This is a genomic window from Pantoea sp. A4 (assembly GCF_000295955.2).
Lineage (GTDB): Bacteria > Pseudomonadota > Gammaproteobacteria > Enterobacterales > Enterobacteriaceae > Pantoea > Pantoea multigeneris.
Genome location: NZ_ALXE01000001.1, coordinates 41,218 through 54,853, shown reverse-complemented (window position 1 = coordinate 54,853; position 13,636 = coordinate 41,218). Strand labels below are relative to the sequence as shown.

General features: G+C 51.7%; 11 protein-coding genes and 1 tRNA gene. 7 read left to right on the top strand and 5 right to left on the bottom strand.

Annotated features, from left to right (window positions below; genetic code table 11):
* Window positions 1–27: 27 nt before the first annotated feature.
* Both ccmB and ccmA read right to left on the bottom strand, forming a co-directional pair.
* Window positions 28–687, bottom strand: coding sequence for a heme exporter protein CcmB (gene ccmB / locus B880_RS0100265; RefSeq protein WP_036645049.1), 660 nt, complete (start codon window positions 685–687; stop codon window positions 28–30).
* Entirely contained in the window at window positions 687–1,304 is a 618-nt protein-coding gene (ccmA, locus tag B880_RS0100260) for a cytochrome c biogenesis heme-transporting ATPase CcmA (RefSeq protein ID WP_017345375.1), read from the bottom strand. Before ccmA ends, ccmB begins: the two co-directional genes overlap by 1 nt.
* Before the next feature lie 401 nt (window positions 1,305–1,705).
* Between ccmA and B880_RS0100255 the strand changes: the two genes are divergently transcribed.
* Window positions 1,706–1,780: transfer RNA gene (locus B880_RS0100255), tRNA-Arg, on the top strand.
* Window positions 1,781–1,804: 24 nt separating this feature from the next.
* Here B880_RS0100255 and clcA read toward each other — a convergent pair.
* Entirely contained in the window at window positions 1,805–3,193 is a 1,389-nt protein-coding gene (gene clcA, locus B880_RS0100250) for a H(+)/Cl(-) exchange transporter ClcA (protein WP_026042330.1), read from the bottom strand.
* Window positions 3,194–3,568: 375 nt separating this feature from the next.
* Between clcA and B880_RS0100245 the strand changes: the two genes are divergently transcribed.
* The 5 genes from B880_RS0100245 to fdhA all read left to right on the top strand — a co-directional run bounded on the left by B880_RS0100245 (window position 3,569) and on the right by fdhA (window position 10,191).
* Window positions 3,569–4,612, top strand: coding sequence for a GlxA family transcriptional regulator (locus B880_RS0100245; RefSeq protein WP_017345373.1), 1,044 nt, complete (start codon window positions 3,569–3,571; stop codon window positions 4,610–4,612).
* Window positions 4,613–5,158: 546 nt separating this feature from the next.
* A complete protein-coding gene (locus tag B880_RS0100240; protein WP_026042329.1) occupies window positions 5,159–6,535 on the top strand; it encodes an MFS transporter in 1,377 nt (458 codons plus the stop codon).
* 44 nt (window positions 6,536–6,579) lie between these two features.
* Window positions 6,580–7,779: an aromatic ring-hydroxylating oxygenase subunit alpha gene (locus B880_RS0100235; protein ID WP_017345371.1), complete on the top strand. Its 1,200-nt coding sequence runs from the start codon at window positions 6,580–6,582 to the stop codon at window positions 7,777–7,779.
* Window positions 7,780–7,815: 36 nt separating this feature from the next.
* The gene (locus tag B880_RS0100230; protein WP_017345370.1) at window positions 7,816–8,928 is read left to right on the top strand and encodes a hybrid-cluster NAD(P)-dependent oxidoreductase; all 1,113 of its coding nucleotides are present in this window, start codon (window positions 7,816–7,818) and stop codon (window positions 8,926–8,928) included.
* Window positions 8,929–9,003: 75 nt separating this feature from the next.
* Entirely contained in the window at window positions 9,004–10,191 is a 1,188-nt protein-coding gene (fdhA, locus tag B880_RS0100225) for a formaldehyde dehydrogenase, glutathione-independent (protein ID WP_017345369.1), read from the top strand.
* Window positions 10,192–11,250: 1,059 nt separating this feature from the next.
* Here the strand turns inward: fdhA and B880_RS0100210 are convergent.
* On the bottom strand, window positions 11,251–12,132 hold the full coding sequence (locus tag B880_RS0100210; protein ID WP_017345366.1) for a helix-turn-helix domain-containing protein: 882 nt from the start codon (window positions 12,130–12,132) through the stop codon (window positions 11,251–11,253).
* Between the two features lie 180 nt (window positions 12,133–12,312).
* Here B880_RS0100210 and B880_RS0100205 point away from each other — a divergent pair, with 180 nt between their 5' ends.
* Window positions 12,313–13,215 carry a DMT family transporter gene (locus tag B880_RS0100205; RefSeq protein WP_017345365.1) on the top strand — a complete coding sequence of 301 codons (903 nt, stop codon included), beginning with the start codon at window positions 12,313–12,315 and terminating at the stop codon, window positions 13,213–13,215.
* A gap of 37 nt (window positions 13,216–13,252) precedes the next feature.
* Here B880_RS0100205 and B880_RS0100200 read toward each other — a convergent pair whose 3' ends face one another.
* The gene (locus B880_RS0100200) at window positions 13,253–13,492 is read right to left on the bottom strand and encodes a hypothetical protein (RefSeq protein WP_017345364.1); all 240 of its coding nucleotides are present in this window, start codon (window positions 13,490–13,492) and stop codon (window positions 13,253–13,255) included.
* Window positions 13,493–13,636: the final 144 nt, after the last annotated feature.

The window sequence follows — 13,636 nt, the reverse complement described above, 5'->3', positions numbered from 1 at the left end:
ACAAAGTAATAAATCGTTAGCACGCTACTACTGCAGCGTTATTCGTAATGCGGCTGCGGTGGCAAAGGGGGTCAGCGTCGCGCTGCCCACCAACATCGCCCCTAAAATCGCCAAATAGCCGCCAATCGGCAGACCTTGCGCGGCGGCATCCATCGCCGCGCTGGCAAAAATCAGTACCGGTATCGCCAACGGCAATACCAGCAAACTCAACAATACGCCGCCACGGCGCAGGCCCACCGTGAGCCCAACGCCTACTGCGCCCAGGAAACTCAGCGTAGGCGTGCCTAACAGCAACGTCAGGGCCATCGCGCTCCAGCTCGAGAAGTCGAGTGACAGCAGTAAAGCCGCCAGCGGTGACAACAAGATCAGCGGCAGTCCGGTCACCAGCCAGTGAGCAATCACTTTCCCTAACACCGTTAATGGCAGTGGGGTTGGCAGCAGCACAAGCTGCTCCAGAGAACCATCAACAAAGTCATCGCGGAACAGACGTTCCAGCGCCAAAAGGGATGACAGTAGCGCCGCAACCCAGGTCACACCGGGGGCAATACGCGCCAACTGTTGCGGCTCAGGCCCGATACCCAGCGGAAACAGCGTAATCACAATCAGGAAAAACCACAGCGGGTTAATCACTTCTGAGCCACGACGAAAGACAATCCGCAACTCGCGTCCAATAATGCGTCCAGTTATCACGCCAGTTCCGCTCCTTGCAGCCTGATTTGTCGGACCCGCGCCTTGCTGGCAGGCAGGTCCTGGTGCGTTGTCAGGATCACCGCCCCGCCATTCTCTGCATGTCGGGTAAAGCAGCGCATCAGTTTTTCGACGCCGCTTTTATCAATGGCGGTCAAAGGTTCATCCAAAATCCATAGCGTTGCGCGAGTCAACCACAACCGGGCGAGTGCCACACGCCGTTGCTGCCCGGCAGAAAGTTGCGCGACGGGGATCTCTTCGTAACCCAGCAGATCGACACTTTCCAGCGCTGCGAAGATGGAATCCTGATCGCAGTTCGGATGGAAAAAGCGCAGATTTTCCAGTGGCGTGAGTACCCCTTTCACCCCAGGCTGATGCCCAAGATAAAGCAACGCCCGGTGCCAGACATCACGTTGGCGTCTTACCGCTTCACCCTGCCAGTGAATTTCACCTTCCGCGGGCTGGCTCAGACCGGCCAGCAAACGCAAAAGAGAGGTTTTTCCCGCGCCATTTGGCCCCTCAATCTGAACAATATCACCAGGGTTGACGCTGAAGCTCAGCCCGTGAAACAGGACGCGTTCATCACGAACACAAGATAAATTAATGGCTTCAAACATCGGGAAGGGTGTCGCACCTGAAAAATTGAGCACGGATAATACCACAAGGATGTTGTGGACCGTAGAGGTGAGTTGTTTCTGCGTTGTTACGGTAGTGATGATTTGTGCCATTGTTCTGGCACATTTGATGTGAATCCCATCAGGATTAAGATCTTGTAACTTTTTACTGCATTCAGGATTACATTTGCGGCACGGCACTCTCGCTACAACGCTCACCCAGGTAAATCATAACTTTATCGAACTATATGCGCTGTGCTAAAGCATTTGATTTCACTCATGTGATAGCACACTTCATCTGCCCGACGCTCAGGCAGGTAAAGTCTTAAACTGTTGATTAAATGAGCATACAGGTTAACAGACAGTTACCGCCAGCGGGTAACTCATGTATACTGCGCCGCGCTGTCCCCTTAGTTAAATGGATATAACGAGCCCCTCCTAAGGGCTAGTTGCAGGTTCGATTCCTGCAGGGGACACCATCATCCCCCTCGTTCCAACGCCTTTTATCCCTTTGCCTGATCTTGTTGCCGTGCCAGCGTACGGGCGAGTATTGAGGAATACAGCGGTTTTCCGCCCAGCATTTGTGCCAGCAAGGTTGCGCCCAGGCAGGTGATGATCATCGGCAGAATGAGCTGATAGTTGTCGGTCATTTCCAGCACCAGCACAATCCCGGTTAACGGCGCGCGCACCGAAGCCGCAAACAATGCTCCCATTCCTGCAATGGCAAATGTCGCTGGCTGAAGGTGATACCCAGGTAACAACTGCGATACCGCCAGCCCAAAGGCCGTGCCCAGTACCGTGCCTAATGCGAGCATCGGGGCAAAAATGCCGCCTGGCGCACCTGATGAGAAACACAGCAGAGTAGTGAAAAGGCGTACCACAAAAATCACCAACAAAATAGCCAGCGGAAACGCGCCCAGTGCCGCTTCAGGAATCAGCTGATTACCACCGCCAACCGCAGCAGGAAACAGCAAGCTCATCACGCCACAGCATCCGCTCAACAGGGCACCGGTCACCACCGCCCGCCAGATCTTATTTTGATAGATGCCTGCAAATGCATCCTGCATGGCGAAGATCAGGCGATTAAAGGCGACGCCAATCGCGCCAAACACCATGCCCAGCAGCAAATAGAGCCAAAGCGACTGCACCGGAGCATCATTGAGTTTGCCAACCGCAATCACGGCCACGTCACCGTTAAACAGGCGGAAAACGATGCTGGCGCAAATCACCCCGATGAACACCGCCTTGATTGAGATGAGGTTATAGCGGAACTGCGGCCGCATCTCTTCCAGAATAAAGAGAATACCCGCCAAAGGGGCATTAAAGGCCGCCGCCAAACCCGCAGCCGCGCCGGTTGCGAGCAGCGAGTGTCGGGCTTCATCACTGTTGAGGCGCAGCAGATCGTACACCATCCGTCCCAGATTTCCCCCCAGTTGGACCGTCGGACCTTCTCGCCCCAACACCATTCCAGCCCCCAATGTACCGAGGCCACCGACAAATTTAACCGGAATAACCCGCCACCAGCGCACCGGCCTTAACTCCTCTAAGGCACCTTCAATTTCCGGAATGCCCGATCCCCCCGCTTCCGGGGCAAAGCGCCGGACCAGCCAATACCCGATAGCCGCCAGCAGCGCAGAAACCCCAAAGGCCGCGAGATAGAGTTGCCAGCCAGACAATAAGGCCGCGCTAATGTGCAGGGTTCGCCAGGTTTGAATAGCATCCACCATGCGTGCAAAAGCCACGCCGACTATTCCAACCAAAATGCCCACTATCGCGGCCGAAATCAGCACCGCCGCTGGGGTTTTATCCCGGTTGAGCAGTGCCCGGAACATCCGGTTACGGGCCGGAATGGAATGGGGTATGTCCACAGCGTTCGATGAGTTGGTGGTCATGGCTAAGCGTAATGGTGAAAAAAGGTAAGGCAGTCTAACTTTATGCGCTGTCAGATACAAAATGGTTGGCCTCACGTACATCCCCCGTTACAAACAAAGTGCAGTGCCATTTTTTCCCGGAAGGATATGCAAAAAAAAGAGCGACTTTAGCGGGGATATAACGCAAAGACCTTTTACTCAAATACTGGGTTGCCAGACCAATAAAATCATCCCTCTTCCTCACAAAATAAAGATGACAGAATTAAAAACTGGGTTTTAAGTTAAAAAATGCTTGTTAGCATGATTAGCCTCAGAGTATAAGAATCGTCACTCACAATAGAAACCTTACCCGATGAATAATTCATCAGGACGTTTTTCAGATGGCTGAGGCATTACATGTCACAATCTGTAGCAGCGCAGTTTGAAATTGAAGAAAAACAATCTCGCCCGGATATTAAAATAGGTTTTGTTCTGCTTAACAGATTTACTCTCCACCCGGTTGCGGAACTGATTGATCCCATTCGCTTTGCCGCCGATGTTGCTTTTTCCAGCCGCCAGATATTTTGTCAGTGGGAATGGATGACGCTGAATAATCAGCCCGTTATCAGTAGCTGTGGATTACCCGTGCAGCCTACCGCACCGCTGGATTTTGCCACCCACTGGGATTACGTCGTTTTCGCCGGTGGGCTGCTGGAGGAGACGCGCAACCCAACGGACGCCTTGCTGGACGCGGTGCGAGCCTTACATGCGCGCAAAATCCCCATCATCACGCTGGACAGCAGCTCCTTCGTCGTGGCGAAAGCCGGTCTTTTGGATGGCAAACGCTGTGCCGTGCATTTCACGACGCGCGACGAATTTAAGCAAAGCTTCCCCAAAGTCACGCCGGTGCTGGATCAAACCTACATCAGCGATGGCGGAATTATCTCCTGCCCTGGCGGTACGTCGATTGAACTGGCAGTCGACATCATCCGCAAACATTGTGGCGAGCAGCGCGCCAGTAAAGCCCTGAAATACCTGATGGCAGAGCCAGACAAGCCGAAAAAACCCGTACAAAAACGGTATAAAATCAGCACGATAAACCCGCGCTATGATGAAGATATTGTTCAGCGCACCATCGACTATATGCATCAACACATCGCCTCGCCTGCGCCGTTGCAAGATATCACGACCTTGATGAACGTCAGCATGCACCAGCTTAATCAAGCCTTCCTGCGCAGCACTGGCGATACCGTCGTTGTGCACTGGCGCAAGCTCAGGCTCGATCATGCACGCAATCTGATGACCAACTCAACGGCAAGCATTCACGACATCGCCCTGCGCAGCGGGTTCTCCGGGGCATCACATCTGATTACCTGGTTCCGTAAACAGTACGGTGAAACCCCTGCGGGTTTCAGAAAGCGACGCAGGGCCGTAGAGCGACTCTTCTCACCAGGAGAATGATGCCTGCTCACCCACTAAGCCCTTCAATATGAAGGGCTTTTTTATTGCATAAAAATCAGCAACCTACCTTAAAAAACCAGGCTTACCTTGTTCTCTGTCCTGCTGAAGACGCCCACAGAAACCGAGAAATATGGGCTATTTCACAAAAATACGAAAATAATATGAATAAAATAAACATCAACTAACCAATTGATGTGTATATGTTTTTTAAATCTACGTTATCGGATCGTGAAATTTCCTTCGTTTTTCCTGTCATCCATGCCATTTTTGCCATATTGACCCTATCAAGACTCAGTGCAATTATTTCCCCAACGCCACTGACGGTTTATTTTTTAATTAAACAAACAAATTAAACCTCAGTAAAAAATTAAATAAAAAAACCTGCATCTTCTTTGCAGCCACCCGGATCGAAGCCATTTATATGCTGCGATAATAAGCATTGTTACAGACATCGTCACCTGCAATCCCGATTTCTTCCGGGAGGGTTAACTTTGCCACAATACTTATTGTTTCATGCTTCGATCTCCTGACTGGAGACTAAAGAGTATGTCTAAGACAATATCAATAGAGGATCTCCCTTTAAATCGTTTTCATAATTTACTCACGGTGCGATCGGCGGGCGGATCGTTTGTGGACGGTTATGTGCTGAGCATTATTGGCATTGCGATGTCACAAATTGCCAGCGCGCTAGGATTAGATGTTTTCTGGCAGGGCATGATTGCCGCTTCGGCGTTGATTGGCATCTTCTTCGGCGGTTTTATAGGTGGCTTGTTAACAGATCGTCTGGGCCGACGTCGGCTCTACTTTGTTGGCCCAACCTTGTTTTTCCTGTTCTCACTGTTGCAGTTTTGGGTTGAGAGCGGCTCGTTGCTGTTTTTCTACCGCTTCATGATGGGGGTTGCCGTTGGTATTGAATATCCGGTGGCGACCGCCTATCTGGTGGAGTTTTTGCCGCGCCAGTACCGTGGTCCACGGTTGGCAGGCGTCACCATTATGTGGTTCTCCGGGGCAGCCGCCGCCTACATCATCGGCGAGATTTTATTAAATTATGGCGGTGCAGACGCCTGGCGCGTAATCCTCGCAAGCTCGGCCGTTATTGGCCTGGCCCTGTTCTGCATCCGCTTAGGCACGCCAGAGTCGCCACGCTGGCTGTTGCGTAAGGGCCGCCGCGCAGAAGCGGAACAGGTGATCAAACACGCCTTTGGTCATCAGTACGGCATTCAAAACCTGCCACCCGAACCGGTGAACAACACCCTGTCGTTTATCAGCCTGCTGCACGCTGGCTACGGCAAACGCATGGCATTTATCACCCTGTTCTGGACCTGCTGCATCGTCCCGTTGTTTGCCGTGTATGCCTTTGTGCCTCGCGTACTGGAAGCTTTGCACGTTCAGGGCCAGTGGGCCTCACTCGGTTCAGTCACGATTACGTTGCTGTTTGTGGTGGGCTGTATCGTCGCCACCTGTTCGGTTAATCGTCTCGGCCGTCGCAGCCTGCTGTTGCACAGCTTTTTCTGGTCTGGCCTGGCCCTGCTCCTGCTCGGCTGGCAGCACGACAGTTCATCGGCGGTGATTCTCATGCTGTTCGGTGCTTATGCGCTGTTTATTGGCGGTGCGCAGGTATTAACGCTGGTCTATCCCAATGAAATATTCCCGACGGAAATTCGTGCATGCGCAGTGGGTGTGGGCACCTCGGTCTCACGTATTGGGGCGGCGATTGGCACCTGGCTGGTTCCACTCTCACTCCAGGATTTAGGTATTGAGAAAACCATGTATATCGCTGCGGCCGTCACACTGTTGGGTTTAGCCATTTCCTGGCTCATGGCACCGGAAACCAATCAACTGGATTTGAATGACGCGGCTTCGCTGGAGAGCAACAACGACGCTTTTGTCAGTAACACCGAAGTCATACGTGAAAGAAATTAACCCCCTTTTTGATTAACTGGCACTGGTTACAGGAGCTATACAACATGAAGAATACCCGCGACTATATTGAATCGCGTCGGCCGCGCCATGCCCTGACGCGTGAACTGTACTGTGATGAGCAAGTTTATCAGGATGATTTGAAATACATCTGGTCTCGCGAGTGGATCTTTGCCGGTCACACTTTTGAACTGGAAAAACCAGGCAGCTTTTTCACCTTACAGATTGGCGATTACCCGATAGTCGTGGTGCGCGGTAGTGACAATAAGATCAGAGCGCTACACAACGCCTGTCGTCATCGCGGTTCAAAAGTTTGCCAACAGGAAAAGGGTAAATCCGCCAAACTGGTGTGCCCTTATCACCGCTGGACCTTCGAACTGGACGGACGTCTGCTGTATGCCGGCAATATGGGACCCGAATTTAATCCGCAGGAACACAGCCTGAATGCTGCGCACTGTGAAATCGTTGAAACTTATATTTATGTTTGCGTAGCTGATGTCGCACCGGATTTTGAACCCTTCCGTCAGGCGGTCACGCCCTTTATCAAGCCGCATTATCTGGATAACTGCAAAGTCGCCTTTGAATCGAATTTGATTGAAAAAGGTAACTGGAAGCTGGTGTTTGAGAATAACCGCGAATGTTTCCACTGTGATGGCGCACACCCGGAGTTGATGAACTCCTTTGTCGAAAACCTCTCCGTGGCAGGTGTCGCTGAAGAAGAAAACCCTGGCCTGACCGAATTCTGGGACAGCTGTGAAAACGCCGGATTACCAAGCCGTCTGGTGATGGACGAGGGCGGTCAGTACCGCATGACGCGTATCCCACTCTCGGAAAAAGCCGTCAGCTACACCATGGATGGCCAGCCAGCGGTGACGCGTAGGCTGGATGAAAGCGGCTTATACGATATTGGCGCGCTGCTCTATTTTAATTATCCCTCCACCTGGAACCACTTCCTCGGCGATCACGCCCTGAGTTTCAGAATCTTGCCACTCGGCCCGAATGAAACGCTGGTGACCACCAAATGGCTGGTACACAAAGATGCGCAGGAAAACATTGATTACGACCTCGACCGGCTGACCAAGGTCTGGCTGGCCACCAATAGCCAGGATCGCGATTTGGTAGAAGGTACGCAGGCTGGCGTCAGCTCACCGGCTTATACCCCCGGCCCGTTTTCCAGCGTGGCGGAGAACGGCGTCTGCCAGTTCGACGACTGGTACTGCGAAGTGATGAAACGCAGGATTATTTGATTTTTCCCCAGGCTTAAACAGCACAACGGTGTCGCTATGCAAAATATCTCAGGCTCGGATTTTTTTAATCCTGTTATTACCCAGACATGGACGAATGGTCGTCATCAGGTGCGCTGCCTGAAAGTGATTCAGGAGACGGCAGATGTCAAAACGTTCTGTTTTGGCATGCAGCAGCCCGTCCTGTTTTTCTTTAAGCCTGGTCAGTTTGTCACGCTTGAACTGGAAATCGAGAATGAGCCGGAAATGCGCTCTTATACCATTTCCAGTTCGCCTTCTATTCCTTACAGCTTCTCCATCACCGTTAAGCGCGTCCCTGGCGGTAAGGTCTCCAACTGGCTGCATGAAAACCTTGCCGTGGGTGACGCGCTGGTGGTCCATGGCCCGATGGGCCAGTTCAACAGTGCAGATTTTCCGGCCAGCAAAGTGCTGTTGCTTTCCGGTGGCGTGGGGATTACCCCGGTGATGTCGATGGCACGCTGGTTCTTCAATACTAACTCTGACGTCGATATGGCCTTTGTCCACAGCGCCCGGACGCCAGAAGACATTATTTACCGCGCCGAACTCGATTACATGTCGACCCGGATTGAAAATTTTAAGCTGCATATCATTTGCGAGCGAACCCCTACCGGCCAGGCGTGGAGCGGCTATCGCGGTTATCTGAATCGGGAAATGCTCCAGCTGATTGCACCAGACTTTGCCGAACGGGAGATCTTCTGCTGCGGCCCGGCGGTCTATATGCGGGCAGTGCGTGAGTTTTTACAGCATGCCGACTATGACATGTCACGCTATCACGAGGAGTCATTTGGTGGCGACACCCTGATCCCCTCCCCTACCGTACAGCAACCTGTCATGGGGGAAACAGGGCCAGATAAAGAAAGTGTGAACACCCTCTGCACGGTTAAGTTTATGTCGTCTGGAAGACAGATCGAGGTTGCGGAGGGCACTACGCTTAACGAGGCAGCAGCCAGTGCCAGTCTGAAAATTCCAAAAGCCTGTGGTATGGGGATCTGCGGCACCTGCAAGGTGCAGGTTCTCGATGGCCAAACCGAAATGAGCCACAACGGTGGAATAGACGATGAAGAGATCGAACAGGGCTACGTGCTCAGTTGCTGCACCATTATCAAAGGCAACGTTGAAATCGACTATTAAATTGCCTGTTTTTCATCCTCTCTGGGCCATCAATACCAGAGAACCCGCTGTACCTACCGCCATCAAGGAGGCGTAATGAGTCATAGCTCGAACAGAGGCGTGGTTTATCAGGGGCCGGGAAAAGTTGAAGTCCTGGATATTCCGGACCCGATTTTTTCTAACCCAGCCGGCAAAAAAATTGGTCACGCGGTGATCCTGAAGGTGTTATCAACCAATATCTGCGGTTCGGATCAGCATATGGTGCGCGGCCGTACCACTGCACCTGCGGGTATGGTACTAGGCCATGAAATTACCGGTGAGGTGATTGAAAAAGGCAGCGATGTTGAGATGCTGAACGTCGGCGATATCGTGTCAGTACCGTTCAACGTGGCCTGTGGTCGCTGCCGCTGCTGTCGGGAGCTGGATACCGGCGTCTGTCTGACGGTCAACCCTGCACGTGCGGGCGGCGCTTACGGTTATGTAGATATGGGAGGGTGGGTCGGCGGTCAGGCAAAATATGTCATGATTCCGTACGCTGATTTTAACCTGTTGAAATTCCCCGATCGCGATCAGGCGCTGGCGAAAATCAAAGATCTCACCATGTTGTCGGATATTTTGCCCACGGGCTTCCACGGTGCAATGACCGCCGGCGTGGGTGTGGGATCAATTACCTATGTGGCGGGTGCGGGGCCGGTCGGACTTGCCGCCGCAGCCTCAGCCCAGATCCTCGGGGCCGCAGTGGTGATGATCGGTGATTTCAATCAGGATCGTCTGGCACACGCCGCGAAGATGGGCTTTGTGCCGATCGATCTCAGCAAACACGATCGACTGGGTGAAATGGTTGAACAGGTGGTGGGCGTACCGGAAGTCGACTCTGCCATTGATGCCGTGGGCTTCGAAGCGCGTGGTCACTCAGGTAAAGAGCAACCGGCGATTGTGCTAAACCAGATGATGGAAATTACCCGCGTTGCCGGAAAAATCGGTATTCCTGGGCTGTATGTCACCGCCGATCCGGGTGCCCATGAGAAAGCGGCACAGGAAGGTTCACTGAGTCTGAAATTTGGCCTCGGCTGGTCAAAAGCGCAATCTTTCCACACCGGGCAGACGCCGGTACTGCGTTATAACCGCCAGTTGATGAATGCCATTCTGCACGATCGCCTGCCGATTGCGAAGATTGTGAATGCGCAGGTGATTCCGCTGGAAGAAGCCGCACAGGGCTATGCACAATTTGATGCCGGTGTTGCCGCGAAATATATTCTCGACCCACACGGGGAAATTAGCTGAGTGCGTCACCCTGCTCACTGGCTTGAGGCCAGTGGGCTTTTACTTCCCACCGTTATTCTGGGTGTTAAAAGTCTCGCCCTGTTTCACTGCAATAAGGCAGCCGTTAGATCCTGTGGTAGAATTATCACCTGGCGACTCTTCTCGATATTAAATGTGAAACTAAGAAAACGCTCAAAAATGAAAAAAACCACAGTACTAATCATTACACTTACTGAGATAAACCATTCAAGGTCATCACAATTAAATATTGAAGCCATCGACTGCCAAAAAAGAGTGTTATTGTAGATCCAGCCAGCCACGTGAAACGTTAATAATGAGAAATAGAGTAGGACGAATGCAATAAAAAAACCAACCTTAAACGCCAGAGCCATTATGCAAATTACACCTTTTTCATAAAAAATTTTCTATACCACTTAAACTCTAAAACCAACTTAACGGCATAATAGATTGCATATGCAATAACTATATTTACTATTAGAATCGTGGTTAGGATAAAGCTTTGAAAATCCCGCACATTCAGAAAACTGGCAGCATTATGCCACAGGCGAGTATGTTCAAATGTCAATGGTAGTAACCAAAACATCAAAACAGGGTAAAGTAAAAAGAAACAAAACGCGTACAATAACAACCTGAGAATTACATGCATTGAGTTACTCGCCATCCAAAACAACCTCAATAGAACCATAAGACACAAGCCCATTAGGAAGCAATTCCGTACTCGTCATGGTTCTATGACGTTTTATTACAACTAAATTAGATCTATTTTTATTATAATCATTCATGAGATAAAAACACCGACACGCTAACCAAGCAAAACATTAACAGCCCAAAACATTAACGGAAAGAAATAAAATGATTAATATGAGGTTTTGTGAAGAATTCCGAGGAATAAACATTTACCTTCGGATTTTAAGATATTCAATGAACTGAATTTGATTCAGATCAATGTGTGGGGGATGGTTTTCGATCCTTGTTTTATTACCTAAATCAGTAAGTTGAGTGTGAAAATTAATTCATCTTAATCACACTTATTATTAGGGGAATCAGTAACCTTATTCTTTAAACAGAACAGTGCGCCCCGCGCCGCCATACTGAAGGCGCGACACCAAATGCCTGACTAAAGCGGTTACTGAAATGGCTTGAAGAGTGGAAACCGCACTGCAAAGCGATATCTGTCAGGGAGAGCGGTGTGTGGGAAAGTAAATCACGCGCGCGGTTCATGCGTTGCTGCATGACATATTGATGCGGTGCCATGCCCACGCTGTGGCGAAACATGCGGGCAAAATGGAATTCGCTGAGGGCGGCTTCCTGCGCCAGATGTGCCAGCGTGAGCGGCTGGTCGAGATGCGCAGCAATGTAGTCTGTAATACGGCGCAGTACCACTGGAGCCAGACCGCCGCGTATCTGTGGAGCCTGCCACTGCACATCACTGTAATTCTGCAACAGGTGCGTCATCAGCAAGGTTGAAGCGGTGGTCAACACCATTTGGCTGGCGGGTTGCTGCCAGTCACAGCTCAACAGAAAGTGGCGATAAAGCTGGGTAATGCGATCGTCCCCCGCGAACACTTTTTCATGCAGGCTCAGCTGTGCGGGGCTGCGATCCCAGATCTGTTCGGCAAGATGGCGGAGATGCTCATCGGTGCAATAGAGATGCACAAACGCCAACTCAGCGCGCACATCCCAGGTCGATTCACTGCCCTGCGGCATTAAGCAAAAACGATCCGGGCCACCGCCGTTACGCCAGCCGTGCTGGGTTTTATGCCAGGTATCGTACCCTTCCGCCACATACAAGCTTAGCGTGTGATGATCGCTGAGGTTGGTCACCCGATCGCCCTGATTAAACCATGAGGCCAGTTGGATCCCACTGCTCAACACCGCGTGATCGCGCAGCTGCGCTTTCTGCCGCTGTAAGGTGGCAAAGGTCTGGTAGGTTTTCGACATGAGGCGCCCGGACTGAAATGATCTCTGCGGCTAGTGTACGGCGTTAACCGGTTTACAAAAAGCGGCTTACCGTCAGCCTGTAAAAAAAACCGCAAGATTATGCAATTCTCCGGCAAGCTGATGAAAGCATTCAGGAGGAAACAGACTAACAATATGCCTTCAGCAAACAGGAGTCTGAACATGAATGCAGGGTTGTATCTGGCCGTAGTGGTTATCTGGGGCACCACCTGGATAGCGATTTTTCTTCAACAATCCGCTGTCGGGGCGACTGCGGTGACCGTGGCCATTTTTTGGCGCTTTTTAGTGGCTGGCGCGCTGATGCTGGTACTGCTCAAGCTGTTGCGCCGCCTGCGCCCTTTAACGACGCGCGATCATCTGTTTTGCCTGCTCCAGGGCAGCTGCGTTTTCGGCTTTAACTTCGTCTGCTTCTACTATGCCGCCGCATGGATCAGTACCGGGCTGGAGTCGGTTATTTTCTCAATGGCGGTGCTGTATAACGCCATTAACAGTTGGCTATTCTTCCGCCAACGTCCCCCCATGCGGCTGTTACCGGCTGCACTGTTAGGTATCAGTGGGATTGTGGCGTTGTTCTGGGAAGATTTGAGTAACACTCAGGCGTCGGTGCATGTGTTATGGGGGGCGGCCCTGAGCGCACTCGGCACATTGGGCTTCTCGTTTGGCAACATGATTAGCCTGCGGCACCAGCGCCAGCAGCGCGACGTGTTGACCACCAACAGCTATGCCATGTTTTATGGCGCCATGATCATGGGTGTGCTGTCACTGGTGATGGGCGAGTCACTGCGTCCGGTCTGGAATGGCCAATGGCTGGGCTCGGTGGTCTATCTGGCACTGCTGGGTTCAGTGGTGGGGTTTGGTGCCTACTTCACGCTGGTGGGGAGAATCGGAGCCAGCCAGGCCGCCTACAGTACGTTGTTATTTCCGCTGGTGGCGCTGTCGCTCTCTACACTTTATGAAGGTTATGTCTGGCACACCAGTGCGCTGATTGGGCTGGCGATGATTCTGGCAGGCAATATGGTGATGTTTGTCCGTTTACCGGTGCGTAAAGTCGCCTTGAGCACCTAACAGGAAGGGCGGGCCTGCTGCCCGCCTCTTCTGCCTCTCACGCCCAACGCGGAATGCCCGCGTGCAGTTGCTGCGGCTGATTGATGGCTTTTCTGGCTAACCAGTAGAGTAATACCTTTTCGTCATCAGCATCACGATCGGCCATCGCCAGCAACTTAAGTGCTAGCGTAGCTTTGCTGATGGGCTGCTGTTCAGCACTGAGTTCGACCACCGCCTGACCGATAATGCAGCAAACTTCCTCTTCACTGGACAGGGATTCATATGTTCGGTCTGTCATATTGTCTCCTCTCGTTGATGAGTGGTTTAAGCCTGGCAAAGAAAACCGACTTCGGTGTCCGGAATCGCCCAGAGACACTGTTTGTTACTTTTGTTATTTAATCGACACGCTTTTACGGGTTTTTTCTCTTACCGGCGCTTCGCC